The following is a 19502-nucleotide window of genomic DNA, read 5'->3' on the forward strand; positions in this document are numbered from 1 at the left end:
CCACTGCTGCCAAGCACATTACAGCACCCATAAGAACCAGAAACACCACGCCCACGCCTATTACCACAATCCGTACATACTGCATCTTATCCCCCCTCTCCCTCTAATTTGACTAATGTATATCTGAAATACCCGTAGCCGTAATATTCCGGGCTATGTACTCCCTTGCTTATGCTGTCCTTGTCAACGTAATATCCCTTTATCGCCCTCGGCTCTGCCTTGAACCATTGCCGATCTGAAATTATCCGTATTTCCGGCACTGGTCTTACAAGGTTCTTGCTGCTATTCCAGCGCTTACCCTGTAGCGCCTCGTCCTCTTCTTTCCTGTGCTTATCCGTGTACTTAATCAGATAAGCCGCCAGATCAGCATAGTTGCCGCTGTCGTCCAGAGGAAAGACTTTTACCCGGTTATGCCCCTCATATGCCTTGTACCAGCACTGCTGCAATATCTTTGTATCTATCTGGTTTATAACTAAGTGGTGGTGTCTGGCTCCCTTGTCCCCGATCTCCATAACATGAATATACTTAAACTCTAACCCAGCCTTTTTATACTCTTTCCGGCACTCCCTTAGAAATATATCTATGTCCTGCCGCATCTGCTCTTTTGTCCGTGGCGGCTCTCCCTTTCTGCGTATGTAGTCCAGCACTAAATGATAGTCGCCATAGCCATAGTTTGCATTTATCAGAATACGCAGCTTTCTTTCTGCCTGCCTTGTATTGATCTTTTGCTGTTGCTCTGTGGTGGGCTTTACCTTATCCCCCCTCTTTATCCCCTGCTTTTTATATCTGCTTGTAAAATATCTCTCTACCTCTATGGTCTTACCCGCCCTTGTTATCCTCTCAACGTATGGCATATATTTTTTACTCCTTTTAGGTCTATCTGGTCGGAAAGCTAATTGTTTTATCAAGTGGTAAAACGGGCTTGCGCCCGCGTATTACTTGACATTTCGCCATACAGTGATATACTGGATATAGGTTGTAAAAAGCTGTATAGCTTAGCCCCTATGGTATTCCCGTACCGTAGGGGCTATTAAATTATTCTCATTTAATGCGAATCTACAGGGCTGCTGCTTTCCGCGCCCTCTTAAGGCTCCCGATCTGCGCCAGCAGTCCCTTTTCTTTCTGCGCAAGTTCCTTGTGCTGTTTCAGCTCCTTGTAGTCGTCCCAGAGGCTACGGAAAATAGCAATGCTTTTCCCGTTTCTCCCGTGGCGGCTCAATCTGTTTGCCTCATGCCTTAATACTGCGCGTCTTAATTTCCTCATTTCTCTTGATCTCCTTTACAGTAAATTTGAATGTTTCATTGCATATTCAAAAGCCTTGTTATATGGCTCCCTGCAATCGTAACCAGTACAGCTATGTAAGCGGCTGCCTATGCAGAAATTACAGGCGCATACTTTAGCGTAGTCCCACGCTTTAGCCTCTGTCTGCCGTTCCTTACATTTCATGTAATAGCGCAGCTTATCTGCATTTACTACCTCAATCCCCAGTACATCTGCCGTCTGTATTTCCCGGCTCATGCCCTCGCTTATCCCGTACTTAACGCCCGCGATCACAAAATCGCATTTTTCCAGCAGCGCTAAGCCTGCTGCCATTCCTGCCGCCCGTTCCTGCGGCTTGTCCTCATTTAAGCATTGTGTCATGTATAAATGCGGCGTGATCGGCGCTAAGCCCGCCTCTATCGCCTGCTTTGTAAGCGCCTGTGCATACTCTATGTGCCTGTCAAGCTCCGCGCAGTCCTTTGCCCTGTACGGGCTGCATATGTATACTGTCCTCATTCCTGCCCGCCTTTCCCCTCTGCCTCCACTCTGGCAAGCTCGTTTTCTACCAGATGCTCTACCATGTGCATCAGATCATTTGTACTTTTCTCCGTCATAAATCCGCACAACTCGCAGCATGTAGCAAAACCGCAAATTATATGGTAATGCGTTACTACGTCCTGCTCTGTTTTCATGTTTTTAAGTCCGGCTATAAGGGAAGTTAAATTTATGACTGCCCGCTGCCCCAGTTCGCCGCCTGCGCCCTCTATCGGTATTTCTATGCGCGTCGCCTGCCGCTGCCCTTTGCTATTTATGATTGTTTTTGATCTCATTTCCTGCCTCTCCTGTCCTTTTCATTAAATCTGTCATTGTGTCCTCTGTTAAAAATCTGCACTCCCGGCAGCATGTTATATATCCGCAGATCATGTAACAATGCTGAAATATATCGAATCCAAAAAGATCAGCTATATCTTTAGTTTCCCGTATATCCGACATTCTTTCTGCCATTTCCTGCCGCTCCTGTCCTTTTAATGAAACTTACTGAAATCTCGTAAGCCGTCCTTACTTCCCTGCCCGCCTCTGCGTCTTTCATATATTCCCGGCTCTGGCATCTTCCCAGCAGTTTAACCTTATCGCCCGGCTGCCAGTTCGCTACCTCGTCCGCGTTCTCCTGCCAGCAGATACACGGAATATAGCAACTTGTCCCTGTAAGCACATTCTCAACCTCTACGAAAATATCAGAAATACGCTTGCCCCTCGGTGTCTCCCGGTATGTCGGCTTATGTTTCAGCTCACCCACAAGCGCTATTTCATTTTGCAGCATTGCTTTAGGGCTTAAGCCTATGTACTCTGCCAGAATGAATACCAGCACTTTACCGCTCTTAAAATCTTTAAGCGCCTGCTTCCGCCCGGATATTAAAAGCCTGCTGCCCGGCAGGAAATAACTTTCAAGCCGCAGCCCGTCCCCGGTCTTTCCCCGGTCTACTGCTGCCTCTGTAAAGGCTACTACTACCTCGTCAATAACTCCGCTCGGTCTTTTCGTCTCGATCTTTGCCAGATAGCCGTTAAACCGCAGCCCGCATATGTCCTTTACCTCTTCCAGCTCCGTAAGCTCTCCCGCCAGTCCTGCCGCGTTGCTTATCCTGCCTCTTTCCGTCAGATCGTCCAGAATCCCTGCGTTAAGGTCTGCCAGAAAGTCCGGCTTTTTATCCTGCCCTTTGTTCCGCTTTTTGCTCATACTTTGCGTGATCTCCTTTCCCGCCATAACTTATCAGTATTTCTATTGCCCGCTTATAGCAGGCTGTTTCTGTATCTTCTTTCACTTTGCAGATACAGCGCCCGCGCCTCTCTCCTGCATACTCCCAGATTTCAATAAGGTTATTGCCGTATATATCAAAATGGCTATGCTCTCTTAAGCTGCGCCTCTTCTGTAATGCTCTGTATATCTGGTAATATTCGTGTATAAGTGCGCTGCGTTCCTCGTCGTTTCCGTCCATGCCCTGCCCTCACTTTTCCGGCATCTGATATAAGCGCGGTATCACTGCTGCCATAGGCGGCGTAGCCTCGCTGCCTATCAGAAAGCCTGTATTGCCCGGCGCATATAAATACTGCCCGCATACGCCCTGTATCTCGTCTATGATCTCTAAACAGCGCTCTTTGCTCTCATACTCCCCCAGCTTGCGGCATCCCCCGCTACTGAAATATAGGAAAATACAATTTTTCCCTGTCTGCTTTTCGCTTTCCAACAATGGGGATAAGAAAAAACTCTCTTCCTTGTCCTGTGTGCTGTATCTAATCCCCTGCGTATTGTCGAAAATATACAGCCCGTCTTTTTTCTGGCTGCGTATGTAAACTTTACTCATTGCCTGCCCCGCTTTCTATTCTTTCCGTTTATGCTTAGCCTTTCCTTTTCCTCTTCCCAATTAAAAGAAGTACACGCTATACAGCGCTTGCACTGCTCTATAAGCTCGTCGTCAAACTGTTTCCCAATTCCCAGACAAGTACCGTCTGCGTCCTTGCCCGCCTCGCCGCATTTCTTTTGCAGACTACATTTTTCTATGCGCCTGCTTATACGGCAGCTTTTACATATAATCTTTTTGCCCGTTGTGCAGCCCTCTTCCCGTGCAAAGTACGCCGCCCAGCTCCTACTTACACCAATACCGGGGCTTTTCCAGCCTATGACATACTCGCCGCATATGTCACAATATACTTCTGTGCGCACTTCCCTAAATATTGCCATTTCTCGCCCCGCTTTCTTCCGTCTCTCCCAGAATCATTTTTCTGAACAAACTCTCAAATATCGTTACTGGTATACTATTTCCTGCCTGCTTATACAGCGGCATTGTATAGCGCCCTACTCTTTTATGTACTGCTGCCGCTGCGTTAAAATCTGCATCTGTATAACCCTGCAAGCGCCAGCACTCTAATTCTGTCAAATACCTATAACGCCCGTTTCCCATATCTATTACCTGTGCTGGCGTTCTGTCCTGCCTTGCAGTAATAGTAAATGCGTAGTCCTCTATTACCGTCGCCCGCCGTATTCCCTTTTTGCCTATTGCCTCTAATACGCTCGGCTGTGTTACGTCATATACTGGCGGCGCATCTTTTAAAAGAAATCTGTCAATACTCTGCATAGGCGTTTTTATCAGATCATCAAAACAAAATTTCTCATTTCCCAGTACCGACACTGTAAAAACTCTTTCCCGTGCCTGCGGCAGCCCGAACTCTCTAGCGTCCAGTATTTCAAAATTGTTGCTATACCCCAGCCGCTCCATTTCTGATAAATACCGATTGAAATTTACCCGCATGTAACGGCTTAATACATTTTTGACATTTTCCCAGATAACGTATTTAGGTTTCCATTCTCCCATTTGCTCTATAATGTGAATTGTTTCCCACATAAGACTTGAACGCGTCCCGCTGCCCTTGTCTGCTCCCTTTCCACGGTTTATACGTCCTGCCTCTGCCGTCGCTTTCCCTTGATGTCCCGCTATGCTGAAATCTTGGCACGGGCTACCATGTATCAGAATATCCGGCTTTAAATTCCAGCCTACTACGCTCTGTGTCTTATACTCCAATTCATCAGAAAACATAGCATTGTAAGAACGTACCGCCTTTTCGTCTATCTCCACATAATCAATAGCTTTTACTGGTATGCCTATATTGCGCAGTGCGCAGCGCGGGCTGCCTATGCCGCCGAAAAGCTCTAATATCTGTACCATTTCTTTTCTGTGTCCCTCTCTTTCGTTTCCCGGTAAAAATCATTCGCTAAAAGCATTTCTTTAGTGAATACCAGATACAGCCCCAGCGGTACTGTAATGATCGCTATTGTTGCGTCGCCGCCTGTCGCCATAACCGCCAGGGCGGTAAACACCAAAAGGAATACGCCCGTTAAGCGCTGCTTAAGGAAATACTGGCGGCGCTGCCGCCGTCTGCGTTCCCTCTGTCTGTCCCAGCGGCGCTGCTGCATGTAATCAGCTATAGCCGCCTCGCTGGTTGTATCTGTGTAAATAATCACTGCATACCTCATGCCCTGCCGCTCTCCCGCTTTCTTTCAGCGGCAGCCATGTTATGCCTGCTGCCGCTGCCGTGATATATTCCTTGCCTTGCCAAATCCCTTAAACTCTTCCTCCGGGCGGCGCTCTCTGTCTCTTCAATGCTGCCGCTCTCCTGTTCTGGCGTAGTTTTTACCGTATGGGCGCTTTTTCACCTTAAAAAAGCTGCTTAAAAACTTGTTGACCGTCTACATACTCTCTAGCTGGTATGACCGCTGCTATTTTTCTACGGTATACAGATAACAGCTTTTCGCCTGCTGCATCTGCCGCAGGCTCGCCATGCCTGCTACAAATACGCCCTGCTGGAATCGAACCAGCGCCCCCGCTGTATGCCCGGCTGCGGTATTCTCCCACTGAATTAAAGGCGCTTAATGGCGGCAGCGCCGCCTATAAGAAATCAAATACTGTCATTTGCGCATCTTGCCAGAATAGATTTTCTTCTATTTCGTGAATGCTCGTCCTGTTTCTCGTGTTCCATACGTCGCCTATTATGTCTGGAATCTCTTCCAGCCTTAGTAATTCGTTCCATAGTTCTTTATGATTATTTCTTAAATGCTTTAGCTCTTGTATGCTTGCGTTAGGACAGAACCAGCAACCGCCCCTTGTGCTGTATTCATAACACGGACTTAACAGCCCGTACTCTTCCGCTTTCTCCCTAGCCATTTCCTCTGTGTAGTTGTATTTTGCAAGCAAAGATACTTTACCCTCGTCCAGTCTTGCCAGCCTCTTTGGTTCGTCTATCGCAATCCCTATGTACTGTGTCAGCTCTGCTGTGTCCTTTGTGGCTATGTAATCCTTTATAGCCTTTACTTTGCAATCTCGATTTATCGCACATTTTCCAGCCATAGGGAATCCAGCCTTTTTACCTATCCGCTCTGGGCGCTTACTTTTTTTTAAAATGTGATGAAACAAATCTAAATAATTCTTCTCTGCCCGTAAAATCTTTGTTTTATATCCCCAGCTTTCAAATAATGGAAAAGCCACATTTTTTACAAATTCTATATGCTCTGGCAGCTCGCCGCTTATAGTTTCACTATACATAACCTCGCTGAAAATTATTTCATTAAGCGGCTCTCCATGTTCCTTTGCCAGTATTATTGTTGCAGCGCTATCCTTGCCTCCGCTAAAGCTCGCTATGTACTCCATGCTCTTCCTGTCCTCTCTTTGGTTAAATCGCCCGCTGTGCCAGTTCTGCGCTGTACTGCTGCCGCTTTCCGTTCTCTGCCCCGCCTCTTTGCAGCTCCCGGTATAAAGTGCCTCTGTGTACGCCTACCGCATCAGCTATAGCCTCTGCATTGCTGCCAGCCTTACACATAGCCTCTATTCTCTTCCTGTCCTCATAGCTTAGCCTTTTGTACTTCCTTGCCATTGCCCCACGCTCCTTTCCTATTTTTGGATAAAAAAATAGTGCGATAGAGTTTTTATGCTCTACCGCACTATGCTTTTACTATTATCTACCGTAAAAAATAAATGCGGCAGAGGCTTTAATACCTCTTGTCGCATTTAATTTTAAAACTTATCGTGAATTTGTGATTGGCCCTTCCTTTTTGACCTTGAATACAAGCGGCACGGCCTCGAACAGATCCGGACGTTTTTCTCCGAATTCCTCCAAAAGCCGTTCATACAGCCTCGCTGCCGTCAGTGCGTCGTCAAGCGCCCGATGATGCTGTTCCTGGGGAATCCCGTAATGCGCTGCCATTTTATCCAACGATTTTTTTGGAAGTTCTGCCAGACAAATCCGTGAAACAGCCAGCGTATCCAGCCCCTTCCGCTCATAGGTACCGCCCAGGTTCATGACATTGCGTTTCATAAAGCTGTAATCAAATAAAATATTATGGCCGAGCAGTACATGATCGCCTGAGAATTCCAGAAATCCCTCCACAGCCTCACGGATTCCGGGACTTCCCGCTACCATTTCCTGCGTAATCCCGGTCAGCTCCGTAATGCGCGCCGGAATTTCCACACCGCTGTCAATAAACGTCTCATATGTACCGGTCACTTCGCCGCATTCGATCTTTACCGCTCCAATTTCCAGAATCTGATCATATTTCGGCCGAAGACCTGTTGTCTCCAGGTCAAACGCCACATAACTTCTCTCCATAAATCCTCCTGCCACCGTATACGCTACACAATTCCTATGTCATAAAAAAGATTCCATACGTAACTGCCGCGCCTAATCAGATCTCGACCGCTGTAACCGCCGCATCTCCTGTCAGTGCATCTCTGTGCTCATAGTCAAACAACAGCCACAACTCTTTCTTCTCCCCGGTTCCGGTCACATCGTACGTAAAATGTTCCAGATGCGTCATCCGCATAACCTGCTTCCACGTATACGCATCGTATACAGACGAAGCAAGGTAGCTCCTTGCCTTCTGCTGATAAAAACAGACCTTCTGCTCCACGCAGGCTCCCGGATCTTCTGACCACAGAGGGCGGCTCTTCGCATTCTCCCGCAGATAAAAATCCAAAGTCAGAAGCTCATCAAAATAATACAGATCCGCCCCTTTTACCTGAGCGATAAAATTCCGCAGCAAGGTATACCGCTGCATTCTCGAACATGATTTTCCTTCCGCATTCTGCTCTTTATAAGAATCCGCAAGTGCCTCGTACATCGCAAATGGCCGCTCAAACAGTCCTTCCAACGCCTCTATGGTATAACGGAACTGCTGACTGTTATAATAAACCTCAAGCATCTCCTCTACTTCTTTCAGGCGAAGCAGCTCCCCACACGAAATCCAGCGCGTCTCAAGCACCTCATAGGTCGGCCTGCTCCGATACACAAGCCCATATTCCTCTGCCCGCACATGCATCTCTGACCCCCGGAGCACTTTCAGGAAACCAAGCTGAAGCTCCTGCGGCTTCAAACGATACACATCATCAAAAGAATCCCGGAAACTCTCAAAATCCTCGTAAGGCAGCCCCGCGATCAGATCAAGATGCTGATGGATGTTATGACTGGCCGAAATTTTCTGCACCCGGTCTGCAATCCGTTCAAACGGAGCCTTCCTGTGAATCGCATGCAGAGACTGCCTGTTTGTTGTCTGCACCCCAATTTCAAGCTGTACCAATCCCGGTCGCATGTTTGCCAAAAGCTCCAGCTCTTCATCCGTCAAAATGTCCGCAGCAATTTCAAAATGAAAATTTGTGATGCCATTGTCATGCTCCTGAATGAACCTCCAGATTTCCGTTGCATGCTTATGATTGCAGTTAAACGTCCTATCTACAAATTTTACCTGCGGTACACTTTGTTGCAGTAAAAATCCAAGTTCCCGCTTCACAAGCTCCGTACTGCGAAAACGCACATTCTTATCAATAGAAGAAAGACAGTAGCTGCATGAATACGGGCATCCCCGGCTGCTCTCATAATAAATAATCCGGTTTGCAAAATCCCCTGGACTGTCATAAACAAACGGAAGCGCATCCATCTGTATCGGCTCCGGCAGACACTGTGTGCGAATAATCTGCTCTGACTCTCCTTCTTCTGCCCTGCATGCACCGCGAACCCGGTATACAATACCCGGTATTTCCTCCAGCGACTTGCAGCCTTCCACATAATGCTGCAACACCTGGAAAAAGCTTCGTTCTCCCTCTGCGCACATCACACCGTCAAAAGCTTCCTGCTCCCGCAAAAACGCTTCTGCATCATAGGACACTTCCGGTCCTCCGGCCCAGATTACCGTCTGGGGAAGTACTCTGTGAAGGTTCTCGGCCAGTTCCAGGATCACACTCCGATTCCAGATATAGCAGGAGAAAAAAAGCAGAGCAGGCCGTTTCTGATAAACCGCACGAAAAATATCATCTGTCTGATGATTGATCGTAAATTCTGCAAGCTCCACCTGAGGCTCGTATGCACCGGCAGAAGCCTTCAGACTGTAAACCGCCAAATTTGAATGAATATACTTTGCATTGACTGCAACCAGCAATATGTTCAAGTTTTTCCTCCCGACTGCCCTTTTATAAACAAAATATCGCAAAATTCCATGTTACCAGGCTTCGTCCGTATTTTGTATTTTGTATTTTTTATCATCCGCTGTTTTTATAAAAGAAAGCCGCCACACAATTCAAAATTTAAAAATATGAATCGCATGACAGCCTCAAGAAAACGATTTTAAAGTACCATTTTTGCTGCTCCGAAAATTCCTGCGTCATTTCCGAGCTGAGCCAGAGCAAATTTCGTATCACGGCAGGCCGTAAATGCATATTTGCGGAATGGCTTCATAATATAATCGAGCAAAATCGGACCCGCTTTTGAAACGCCGCCGCCGATTACGATCACCTCCGGATCTGACACAGTTGCAAAAACAGCCAGAGTCTTGCCAAGATATGTACCAAAACGCTCTGCGATCTGAATCGCCAGCGCATCTCCTTCTTTTACCGCATCCCAGACACTCTTTGCCGAAATCCGGCTTCCCCTCAGCACAGACGGTGTATCCGATGCTGCGACAGCTTCCTTTGCCAGTCTCACGATTCCGGTCGCGGATGTCAGCTGTTCCAGACAGCCACAGTTTCCGCAGTTACACTGATCTGTAACCGCATCTTCCACATGCGCATGTCCAATCTCTCCGCCAGCGCCGTGTGCGCCTACCACAATCTTATCATCAATAATAATACCGCCGCCGACACCGGTCCCGAGCGTCACCAGAATCATATTGTGGCAGCCGGTTCCGCCGCCCTGCCAGAGTTCGCCCAAGGCCGCTACATTAGCATCATTTCCTGCCTTTACCTTCAGTCCTGTGAGACGCTCCATATCGCCCACAATATCCACATAACCCCAATGCAGATTCACCGCACAGGGAATCTCTCCCTTTTCGTTAACCGGTCCCGGAATGCCAATTCCGATCCCAGCCACCTCATCCTTGTCGATACCTTTCTCAAGGAGCTTCTTTTCAATCGTCTCTGCGATATCCGGCAAAATTGCAACCCCATTGTCCTCAACCCGCGTTTTAATTTCCCATTTATCCAGCACATCGCCTTCTACCGTAAACAAACCGCATTTTACGGTCGTGCCGCCCACGTCGATTCCAAAACAATACTTTTCCATAACTCTAATCCTTCTTTCCTGCATTTTTCATTAAACTGTTCTGTACACGGTTGTAAAGTTCCTTTGCCGCATTATATCCCATTTTCTTCTGACGGTGGTTGACAGCTGCCGACTCTACGATGACTGCCAGATTCCGTCCCGGACGAATTGGAAGAGAGTGACAGACCACACGGTTCCCGAGAAACTCCGTATATTCCTCTTCCAGTCCAAGGCGGTCATACTCTTTATCTCGGTTCCACTCTTCTAGCTTAATCACAAGATCAATAGACTGTGTATTTTTTACACTTTCCACACCGAACAGTGTCTTTACATCAATAATACCAATACCGCGCAACTCTATAAAGTGCCGCGTAATATCCGGTGCAGTTCCGATCAGCGTCTCGTCACTGACCTTTCGAATCTCCACCACATCATCGGTCACAAGACGGTGGCCCCGCTTGATCAGCTCCAACGCGGCCTCGCTCTTTCCGATTCCGCTCTCGCCCATAATCAGAACGCCTTCACCGTACACATCCACCAGTACCCCGTGGATTGAAATGCACGGAGCCAGCTCCACGTTCAACCAGCGGATCACCTCTGCCATAAAATCCGATGTCGTCATCTTTGTCGTAAACACCGGAACCTCATATTCTTTCGCCAGAGTGAGCATATCCTCATCCGGTTCTGTCATCGTCGTGTAAATAATACACGGAACATGATACGATAAAAATTTCTCATAAACCGGAAGCTTCTGCTCACGCTTCAGATGTTCCAGATACGTATACTCCACGTACCCGATGATCTGTACACGTTCCGAGTAAAAATGATCAAAATATCCCGTAAGCTGAAGCGCAGGACGGTTGATTTCTGAAGTTACGATTTTTTTCCCTTCCATGCTGATTTCCGGAAGCACATTCGTAAGCTTCATCTTCTCCGCCAGCTTCTCAATCGTGACGCTGCTCGCCATCTTATTATCCTCCTGAATCCTTCCACCAAGGTCCGGAATCGTTCCCATTTTTCCGTACCTTACGCCAAAAGTCCCTGTTTCATTGTATAACCGATACAATCCCCCGTCAAGCACAATTCCTTATCGTTCCGTCAAACCAGGATGATTCCGATTCACTGTTACTCTTCTGTTACCTCTACCGCTTTTTCCTGCTTGCCACTGTGAAAAAATTCATACACCTGCTGCGCACTCTTCATATTCATCGACGGCGCATGCGCAAGCTCATCAAGGGACGCGTCTCTTACCGCTTCCAGCGATTTGAACGTCCGCATCAACGCCTTCCTTCTCGCAGGTCCAATTCCCTCAATATCATCCAGAATGGAATGTACCTGTCCTTTGCTGCGCAAGTTCCGGTGATACTCAATCGCAAACCGATGCGCCTCATCCTGAATCCTTGTTACCAGCTTAAAAGCCTCTGAATGCGTATCAATCGGAACCTCTTCTCCGTTGTAATAAAGCCCCCGCGTCCTGTGATAATCATCTTTTACCATACCGCACACGGCAATCGAGATCCCCAACTTCTCCAGAACACGGAGCGCAACGTTCACCTGTCCCCGTCCTCCATCCATCAAAATCAGATCTGGAAAACGGCTGAAGCTTCCCATCTCGTACTCCATCCCCTTTGCGTCGAGCTCCCTTCGCTCCTCCAGCCCGTGCATAAAACGACGTGACAAAACTTCCTCCATGCTCGCATAATCATCCGGTCCCTGGACCGTTTTAATCTTAAACTTGCGATAATCACTTCGCTTTGGCTTTCCTTTTTCATAGACAATCATGGAACCGACTGACTCAAAACCACTGATATTTGAAATATCAAATGCCTCCATCCGATACGCACAGTCGATGCCGAGAAGCTTCTCAATCTCGTGTACCGCTCCGATTGTACGGCCCTCCTCGCGCTTAATCCGTTCACGGTCCCGCTGCAGGACAATCTCCGCATTTTCATGTGCCAGCTCCACCAGCTTTTCCTTTGTTCCCTTTTTCGGAACATGCAGGTATACGCGCTGTCCCCGTTTTTGTGTCAGCCACGCTTCCACAATCTCATGATCTTCAATGTCAGTCTCCAGCATCAGCTCCCGCGGCACAAACGGCGTCCCCGCATAGTACTGTTTAATAAAGCTGTTCAGGATTGCGGCTTTTGTATCGTGGGGGGCCACCCGAAGATAAAAATGCTCCCGCCCGATCATTTTTCCGCCGCGGATAAAAAATACCTGTACCACCGCATCCATACCATCTACAGAAAGTGCCAGGACATCTTTGTCCTCGCCGTCCTCATGCGTAATTTTCTGTCGCTGTGCCACCTGGTTGACACTGCGAATCAGGTCACGGTACTCAATCGCAGACTCAAACTCCATATTTTCGGAAGCCTCCTGCATTTTTTTCTCAAGCGCTTCCAGAATCGGCGCATGGTTTCCATTCAGAAAATCGAGCGCCTCACTAATTGATTTCCGGTATTCCTCTTTGGTAATTTTCCCCTGGCACGGCGCATTGCACTGTCCGATGTGATGGTAGAGACAGGGGCGTTCTTTGCCAATATCCCGTGGCAGATTCCGGTTACAGCTGCGCAGCCTGTACAGTTTTTTAATCAAATCAATCGTATCTTTTACGGCGCTGCCGCTCGTATAAGGCCCGAAATACTTGGACTTATCCTTTTTCATTGTATGGGAATACAGGACTCTCGGAAATTCCTCGCCGAGTGTTACTTTGATAAACGGATAGCTCTTGTCATCCTTTAGCATCGTATTGTATTTGGGATGGTGCTCTTTAATCAGATTGCACTCAAGCACTAATGCCTCCAGCTCCGAATCTGTCACAATATACTCGAAGCGGCGAATCCGTTCTACCATCTGCTGAATCTTCACACTTTTGCCACGGCTGCTCTGAAAATACTGCCGTACGCGATTTTTCAGGCTGATCGCCTTGCCCACATAAATAATGTCGTCCCGTTCGTCGTGCATGATGTAGACGCCCGGGCGGCCCGGCAGTTTTTTCAGTTCTTCTTCTATATGAAACATTGATTCCTCCGACCTTTTCCACCTTCTCCGGCTGTTTTTGAACAGCCTTTTTGATTCCTAAATAATTTTTTTCTTTTTTCTTTAGGTTTCTTTATTTTTCTTTCAGTATTCAGTCACCATTTATACACATTTTACCAGTATACTGTCATCATACAAAACAAAAGAAGTCATCACGATACACGGCGCGTCTGTATTGAGCGTGGCTTCGCCAAACAACTATCTTAATTTCGGTTAAGTTTTCATACATTTTTCTCTTTCCTAGCTCAGAGATGAGCTCTGAAGCAGCCGGAGGCAGGAGCGGAAGTTTCTTTCGCAAATCGCCGCCCGGCTGTTTTTCGTGGTTCCCCTCAAAAATATCATCTTCTGTGAATGACGCGCGATCCAAATCCGTTTCTTCTTTTTCCGCACAGCAGGACACCTTTTCACGCCCGGACATGTGTCAGGATACCTGTGTTTTTCCCTCCTCGCTGCCCCGCATAATTCTTCGAAAATATAGCGCAAACATACACGCTGTTGTGGCTACGGCCAGGAAATCTGCCACCGGCTCCGCCATAAATACAGCCATCGTCTGATTATCCGTGAAAATGGCAGGCATAATATAAATGAGCGGTATCAGCAGAATAATCTTCCGAAGGAGCGCCAAAAACAGCGAATTTTTTGCATTTCCAAGCGAGATAAAGGTCTGCTGACACGCAATCTGTATGCCGAAAATCCCCGTCATACCCATATACATTCGGATTGCAGGCACGCCAAACGTCACCAGCTCCGGACTGTTATTAAACAGCCGGATAAATACCTGCGGCATCAGCATTACCAGAGCCCACAGCGTCATCGAATACGAAACACAGGAAATGAGCAGAATCCGAAACGTTTTCTTCACACGTTCCATCTGGTGTGCGCCAAAATTGTAACTGACAATCGGCTGCGCCCCCTGCGTCAGGCCCTGTAAAGGAAGCAGAGAAAACTGCATAATACTCGATGCAATTGTCATTGTCCCCACTGCCAAATCACCGCCGTATTTCAGCAAAGAAGAGTTGAAACACACCGACAGCAGGCTTTCTGTTGACTGCATAATAAACGGTGAAAGACCCAAAGCAACAGCCGGAAGAATAATCGGAGCCGACAACCGCAGATTTTTTCTGCGAATACGCAGCACCGTTTTGTCCCCGGTCAGAAAACGAAGAATCCAGAGCATGGAAATACACTGCGAAATGATGGTTGCAAGCGCAGCTCCGGCCACGCCCATCTTAAATCCAAAAATCAGAATCGGGTCAAGAATAATATTGCAAATCGCTCCGATCATCACAGTCAGCATACTTGTCCTGGCAAACCCCTGCGCAGAAATAAACACATTCAATCCAAGCGTAAATTGTACAAACAGCGTCCCGCAGCTGTAAATACGCATATACTGTACCGCGTATGTAATGGTATTTTCACTTGCTCCAAACATCAACAGAAGATCTTCTGAAAAAATAAGAAACACCACGGTCAGAGTGACTGCGATCAAAGACAACAGCGTCACAGAATTTCCAAGCGTCAGCTCCGCCTTATCCTTTTTCCCTTCCCCGAGAAAAATGGACGCCCTGGGTGCACTCCCCATACCGGCCAGCGACGCAAAAGCTGAAATCAGCATAATCAGCGGCAAGCACACGCCGACTCCCGTCAGCGCCAGCTGTCCAATCCCCTCAATATGCCCGATATAAATACGGTCTACCATATTATACAAAAGATTAATGATCTGTGCCACAATCGCCGGCGCCGCCAACCGAAGCAGCAGCGTTCCCACAGGCTCCTTTCCCAACGCCTCCGTCTGTGCTTTCGTTCCTGCCTGTTCCATCCGCTTTCACTCCTTTCGCTTTTTTCCCTCTATCTGCTTTCCTGATCCCGCATTTTTCAGCAGCACATCCATCTCTTAAAAAGTTCTCAACTTATCCTGGCTGTCATCCTGCGTATTTTCAATTGACCGTATTTCCACATAGTATCCGTACTGATCATTTACCTTAATATAGATGCGGTCGCCCACCCTGTGTCCGAGAATCGCTTTTCCAAGCGGAGAATCAATACTGATCAGACCATTCAGAGAACTTCCCCGCACCGTTGTCACAATCCGGTATGTCTCAGTCTCATCATCCTCTTCAAAATACACCTGCACCGTATTATTAATTCCCACTTCATCCTCTTTGGAATCGTCCGAGATCACCTTCGCGGTCCTCACCATCCGCTCCAGATAACGGATTCTGCTCTCGTTCTTGTTCTTGTCCTTTTTCGCTGCATAGTATTCAAAATTTTCGCTCAGATCTCCATGCGACCTCGCTTCCTTGACTGCCTCAATGGCCTCCTTGCGCACCACAAGTTTGCGGTATTCGATTTCCTCTTCTATTTTTTTAATATCGCTTTCTGTCAGTTGATCGTACATAGTAACCTTCCTTCCGATATATGATATACCCACCACATAAACTAACAAAAATGCTATCGCATTTTTCCGGCAATGTCAACTTTCTGCAAATCTTTTTTGGCTGATTCGTCTATCCTGTTATTTCCAATCATACATATAAAAAAAGCTTTCCTGGCAGGTATATCTCTATGCAAACCTACGTTGTACAGCCCGGTGACAGTGTTGACCGCATCGCCTCTGCATTTCAGATTCCCGCACAAGATATTATTTTCGTAAACCAGCTGCTTCCGCCTTATGCGCTCGCAGTCGGTCAGGCGCTTCTGATTGAATCCGCTGAAGAGATGGATGCTGAACAAACTTCCGGACCAAACCTCATTTCTTTCGGTTACGCCTATACATACATCAGCCCCTGGATTCTCCGGCAGACCCTTCCCTATCTGACGGACCTGCACATTTTTTCCTATGGATTTACTACAGAAGGCGTTCTCATTCCGCCGCCTCAGGATGATACCTGGATGATCGCCCTATCACGCTCTTTCGGTGTTCGCCCGATCCTCACCCTCACACCGTTCGGCCCGGATGGCCTTTTTAACAACACACTGATTCATTCCGTTGTTCAAAATCCAACCAATAAAGAAACTCTGATTCAGCAGCTGCTCTCTGTCATTACTCAAAAAGGCTACCGAGGTGTGGATATTGATTTTGAATTCATCCTTGCTAGTGACCGGGACGCATTCACCACCTTTGTTCTGGACGTCACAAGTGCACTCCATGCACAGGGCTACACCGTCTCCGTTGCCCTTGCCCCTAAAACCTCCGCCGCTCAGCAGGGGCTTCTCTATGAGGGAAAAGATTATGGCGCACTGGGCGGGATTGCAGACTCCGTGCTTCTGATGACCTATGAATGGGGATACAAATACGGTCCCAATATGGCCGTCGCTCCGCTCAACCAGGTGCGCCGTGTTGTTGAATATGCGGTCACAGAAATTCCGGTCGCCAAAATCTGTCTCGGCATCCCGAATTACGGCTACGATTGGTCCCTGCCGTTTGTCAGAGGCGTCACAGAAGCCGTTACGATCGGAAATGTGGAAGCCATACAGATTGCTGTTCAAAATGAATCTACCATTTTCTTTGATGAAACGGCGCAGTCCCCATTTTTTCAATATTATGAGGGACAGGTACAGCACGAGGTCTGGTTCGAAGATGTCCGCAGCATTCAGGCCAAATTTGATCTGATCAAAGAATTTCGTCTGCGCGGCGCCGGTTACTGGCAGCTCATGCACTGGTGGCGGGCAAACTGGCTCTTAATGAAAGGTAATTTTATCATTCAAAACACCTTCTGAAAATCCGAAAATTTAAGAAATTCTTTTGCCCCATATCGTTTCATACTTCGCTATAATGAATAAAAGAGTAAAAATAAATTCCACTCGGAGGATACAAATGACAAAACAAGGGATTATTCTGGCAGGTTTTAGTTTCGCACATGAATTGACCGAAAAACAAGCGCTGACCATTGTCCGCGTCACAGGAATTCTGTCTCTCCTCGCACTGGCTGTCTGTGTGTTCCGCATGAGACTGACGCAAAAGAGAATGGAAAACAGCAAAAACAGGACAAAAAACAGTTCCCATTCCAAACCCAGTATTTTCAAACGGTTTTCCCCGTTCCTTCTATGCGCCCTTCCCCTCATTCTTGGCCTTTGTATCTGGTCCGTTAACCGCACAAACCGCATTCCGCAGGAGCTTCTTGATATGAAGGTCAGATATCCTGAAACTGCGGATTTTGTTGATCATTATCCTGAAAACAAAGATAAAACATGGACGATTGATCTGAGCACTGAAGTACATCCCGGCTCTATCCCGCTTTTTCTTCAGTGGGACGAGCGATGGGGCTATGAATCTTACGGGAACACATTTCTTGCCCTGACCGGTTGCGGTCCCACCTGTATCTCGATGATAACCTGCGGACTTTTAGGCGAATCAACATGGAATCCATACGAAGTCGCAAAATTCAGTGAACAGCAGGGTTACTATGTGCCCGGAGAAGGCACTGCCTGGAACCTGATGACAGAAGGCGCCCAGCTTCTCGGACTGAATGCTTCCTACGGAGATATCAGCGCTGATTTCATTTACAACAACCTAAGTCCTGGCCATCCCATGATCTGTTCCATGTGGCCCGGTGACTTCACAACCTCGGGGCATTTTATCGTGCTCACTGCAATCGACAACGACGGAAACGTAATCGTCAACGACCCGAACAGCAAACGGAACAGCGATAAGCACTGGACCATGGATGTCCTGCTCCCGCAGATTCGAAGCCTCTGGATTTATGGTCTGTAAAGACAGGGGCCGCTGCAAAACAATTTTCTCATACAGACAGTTTCAGGGGCTGTTGCCGAAGGATTAGATCGGATATCCTTCGGCGACAGCCCCTGAAAATCGGTTTGCATGGCAAAATTTACTTCTGCAGCATCCTCTGTCTTTGTTCTGCTTTTTATGATCTACTCTTTCGTTCTTTATCCTTCGATCAGGTCAATTCTCTTCTGATGACGCTCCGCGCCGGAAAATTCTGTGTGCAGGAATGTATCAACGATCTTCACTGCCAGTCCCCCGCCCACAACACGGCCGCCAAGTGCCAGAATGTTTGCATCATTGTGCTGTCTTGTTGCCTCTGCACAGAAACAGTCCGTGCACAGAGCTGCCCGAATACCAGGTACTTTATTGGCAGCTATAGAAATCCCGATGCCCGTTCCGCAGATCAGAATGCCCTTCTCACAAGATCCATCCAAAATGGCAGCTGTGACTTTTCTCGCATAAATCGGATAGTCCACTGCTTCTGTACTGTCGCAGCCAAAATCCTTGTATGCAATCTGCTCCTCATCTAAATATTTCAAAATTTCCTGCTTTAATTCATATCCGCCATGGTCACATGCAATTGCTATCATACGATTACCTCTTTTCTCCGCCTGTTTTAAACGGCGCACCTTTCTTTTTCATTCTTCGTTCTTTTTCATTATTTCCAGTTTTTTATTTTTCTGATTCTTATTTTTTATTTTGCACTTTACTGAATACCAGATTTTATCACTCATACGCGGTATATTCATTCATTATTTTTACAAATTCCCGCGTTTTTTCTGCTGTTTGGGTTCCAAAAACAGCGGAACCAGCCACACAGATATTGGCGCCTGCACCCAGGACCTCCCGGATTGTATCAGCGTTGACGCCTCCGTCTACCTGAATATCTGTTTCCAGCCCTCTCTCGATCAGCTTCTGACGCAGCGTCTGGATTTTGCCTGTCATCTGCGGAATGTATTTCTGCCCGCCAAATCCAGGATTGACAGTCATAAGCAAGATCATATCTGTCTCCTCAAGTACATAGTCCAGAACGGAAAGCGGTGTGGACGGATTCAGGGCTACCCCCGCTTTGACGCCGCAAGCCTTTATCTGCTGCATAACCCGGTGCAGATGCTTTGTCGCTTCTGCATGAACCGTAACCGAATCAGCTCCGCATTTCACGAACTCTTCAATATAACGTTCCGGCTGCTCAATCATCAGATGAACATCAAAGAAACAGTCTGTAGTTTTCCGGATAGACTGAATCACCGGCATTCCAAAAGAAATACTCGGAACAAACATCCCGTCCATCACGTCAATGTGCAGATATTCTGCTCCTGCCTCCACCGTCTGCTGTATATCCTGCTGCAAATGATTAAAATCTGCCGCCAGAATTGACGGCGCAAGTATGTTTTTTCTCATA

Annotated in this window: 24 protein-coding genes and 1 tRNA gene; 2 read left to right on the plus strand and 23 right to left on the minus strand. The window is 47.4% G+C overall.

Going from position 1 to position 19502, the window contains the following annotated elements; all coding sequences use genetic code 11:
* Positions 1-86: 86 nt before the first annotated feature.
* From AC6I2O_RS04625 to greA, 21 genes are all read right to left on the minus strand, one after another.
* The gene (locus AC6I2O_RS04625) at positions 87-854 is read right to left on the minus strand and encodes a rolling circle replication-associated protein (RefSeq protein WP_497741964.1); all 768 of its coding nucleotides are present in this window, start codon (positions 852-854) and stop codon (positions 87-89) included.
* Between the two features lie 202 nt (positions 855-1056).
* A complete protein-coding gene (locus AC6I2O_RS04630; protein WP_172526932.1) occupies positions 1057-1263 on the minus strand; it encodes a hypothetical protein in 207 nt (68 codons plus the stop codon).
* A gap of 15 nt (positions 1264-1278) precedes the next feature.
* The gene (locus AC6I2O_RS04635; protein WP_172526931.1) at positions 1279-1776 is read right to left on the minus strand and encodes a DUF7768 domain-containing protein; all 498 of its coding nucleotides are present in this window, start codon (positions 1774-1776) and stop codon (positions 1279-1281) included.
* Positions 1773-2090: a hypothetical protein gene (locus tag AC6I2O_RS04640; protein ID WP_172526930.1), complete on the minus strand. Its 318-nt coding sequence runs from the start codon at positions 2088-2090 to the stop codon at positions 1773-1775. The genes AC6I2O_RS04635 and AC6I2O_RS04640 overlap by 4 nt, the downstream gene beginning before the upstream one ends.
* 140 nt (positions 2091-2230) lie before the next feature.
* Entirely contained in the window at positions 2231-2995 is a 765-nt protein-coding gene (locus AC6I2O_RS04645; protein WP_497741965.1) for a single-stranded DNA-binding protein, read from the minus strand.
* Positions 2964-3254 carry a hypothetical protein gene (locus AC6I2O_RS04650; RefSeq protein WP_497741966.1) on the minus strand — a complete coding sequence of 97 codons (291 nt, stop codon included), beginning with the start codon at positions 3252-3254 and terminating at the stop codon, positions 2964-2966. Before AC6I2O_RS04650 ends, AC6I2O_RS04645 begins: the two co-directional genes overlap by 32 nt.
* 9 nt (positions 3255-3263) lie before the next feature.
* On the minus strand, positions 3264-3620 hold the full coding sequence (locus tag AC6I2O_RS04655) for a long-chain fatty acid--CoA ligase (RefSeq protein ID WP_172526928.1): 357 nt from the start codon (positions 3618-3620) through the stop codon (positions 3264-3266).
* Positions 3617-3997 (minus strand): hypothetical protein, encoded by a 381-nt coding sequence (locus tag AC6I2O_RS04660; RefSeq protein ID WP_172526927.1) that lies wholly within the window; start codon positions 3995-3997, stop codon positions 3617-3619. Before AC6I2O_RS04660 ends, AC6I2O_RS04655 begins: the two co-directional genes overlap by 4 nt.
* The gene (locus AC6I2O_RS04665) at positions 3984-4979 is read right to left on the minus strand and encodes a DNA cytosine methyltransferase (protein ID WP_172526926.1); all 996 of its coding nucleotides are present in this window, start codon (positions 4977-4979) and stop codon (positions 3984-3986) included. Before AC6I2O_RS04665 ends, AC6I2O_RS04660 begins: the two co-directional genes overlap by 14 nt.
* The gene (locus AC6I2O_RS04670) at positions 4964-5287 is read right to left on the minus strand and encodes a hypothetical protein (protein ID WP_497741968.1); all 324 of its coding nucleotides are present in this window, start codon (positions 5285-5287) and stop codon (positions 4964-4966) included. The genes AC6I2O_RS04665 and AC6I2O_RS04670 overlap by 16 nt, the downstream gene beginning before the upstream one ends.
* A gap of 318 nt (positions 5288-5605) precedes the next feature.
* A tRNA-OTHER gene (locus AC6I2O_RS04675) sits at positions 5606-5680 on the minus strand.
* A 19-nt stretch (positions 5681-5699) separates the two neighbouring features.
* Positions 5700-6458: an adenine nucleotide alpha hydrolase family protein gene (locus AC6I2O_RS04680; RefSeq protein WP_497741969.1), complete on the minus strand. Its 759-nt coding sequence runs from the start codon at positions 6456-6458 to the stop codon at positions 5700-5702.
* A 22-nt stretch (positions 6459-6480) separates the two neighbouring features.
* On the minus strand, positions 6481-6681 hold the full coding sequence (locus tag AC6I2O_RS04685) for a helix-turn-helix domain-containing protein (protein ID WP_497741970.1): 201 nt from the start codon (positions 6679-6681) through the stop codon (positions 6481-6483).
* A gap of 147 nt (positions 6682-6828) precedes the next feature.
* Positions 6829-7413, minus strand: coding sequence for a 3'-5' exonuclease (locus AC6I2O_RS04690; RefSeq protein WP_497741971.1), 585 nt, complete (start codon positions 7411-7413; stop codon positions 6829-6831).
* Positions 7414-7489: 76 nt separating this feature from the next.
* Complete coding sequence (locus tag AC6I2O_RS04695; RefSeq protein WP_120392426.1) at positions 7490-9244, minus strand: B12-binding domain-containing radical SAM protein; 1755 nt, start codon at positions 9242-9244, stop codon at positions 7490-7492.
* Between the two features lie 176 nt (positions 9245-9420).
* On the minus strand, positions 9421-10353 hold the full coding sequence (locus AC6I2O_RS04700; RefSeq protein ID WP_120392427.1) for an ROK family glucokinase: 933 nt from the start codon (positions 10351-10353) through the stop codon (positions 9421-9423).
* Positions 10354-10357: 4 nt separating this feature from the next.
* Entirely contained in the window at positions 10358-11299 is a 942-nt protein-coding gene (gene hprK / locus AC6I2O_RS04705; protein WP_120392567.1) for an HPr(Ser) kinase/phosphatase, read from the minus strand.
* 158 nt (positions 11300-11457) lie between these two features.
* The gene (gene uvrC, locus AC6I2O_RS04710) at positions 11458-13353 is read right to left on the minus strand and encodes an excinuclease ABC subunit UvrC (protein WP_120392428.1); all 1896 of its coding nucleotides are present in this window, start codon (positions 13351-13353) and stop codon (positions 11458-11460) included.
* A gap of 148 nt (positions 13354-13501) precedes the next feature.
* On the minus strand, positions 13502-13789 hold the full coding sequence (locus AC6I2O_RS04715; protein WP_120392429.1) for a hypothetical protein: 288 nt from the start codon (positions 13787-13789) through the stop codon (positions 13502-13504).
* Positions 13790-13792: 3 nt separating this feature from the next.
* On the minus strand, positions 13793-15190 hold the full coding sequence (locus AC6I2O_RS04720) for an MATE family efflux transporter (RefSeq protein ID WP_120392430.1): 1398 nt from the start codon (positions 15188-15190) through the stop codon (positions 13793-13795).
* Between the two features lie 75 nt (positions 15191-15265).
* Complete coding sequence (gene greA, locus AC6I2O_RS04725) at positions 15266-15769, minus strand: transcription elongation factor GreA (protein WP_120392431.1); 504 nt, start codon at positions 15767-15769, stop codon at positions 15266-15268.
* Positions 15770-15936: 167 nt separating this feature from the next.
* On the opposite strand from greA, the gene AC6I2O_RS04730 reads away from it, so the two are divergent.
* Both AC6I2O_RS04730 and AC6I2O_RS04735 read left to right on the plus strand, forming a co-directional pair.
* Entirely contained in the window at positions 15937-17091 is a 1155-nt protein-coding gene (locus tag AC6I2O_RS04730) for a glycosyl hydrolase family 18 protein (protein WP_120392432.1), read from the plus strand.
* Between the two features lie 97 nt (positions 17092-17188).
* On the plus strand, positions 17189-18085 hold the full coding sequence (locus tag AC6I2O_RS04735) for a C39 family peptidase (RefSeq protein WP_497741972.1): 897 nt from the start codon (positions 17189-17191) through the stop codon (positions 18083-18085).
* Positions 18086-18261: 176 nt separating this feature from the next.
* On the opposite strand, the gene rpiB is transcribed toward AC6I2O_RS04735, so the two are convergent.
* Together rpiB and rpe are read right to left on the minus strand one after the other, a co-directional pair.
* Positions 18262-18690 carry a ribose 5-phosphate isomerase B gene (rpiB, locus tag AC6I2O_RS04740; RefSeq protein ID WP_120392434.1) on the minus strand — a complete coding sequence of 143 codons (429 nt, stop codon included), beginning with the start codon at positions 18688-18690 and terminating at the stop codon, positions 18262-18264.
* A gap of 136 nt (positions 18691-18826) precedes the next feature.
* Positions 18827-19501 (minus strand): ribulose-phosphate 3-epimerase, encoded by a 675-nt coding sequence (gene rpe, locus AC6I2O_RS04745; protein ID WP_497741973.1) that lies wholly within the window; start codon positions 19499-19501, stop codon positions 18827-18829.
* Position 19502 lies beyond the last annotated feature (1 nt).

It is taken from the genome of Blautia sp. St.27G3 (assembly GCF_059728505.1).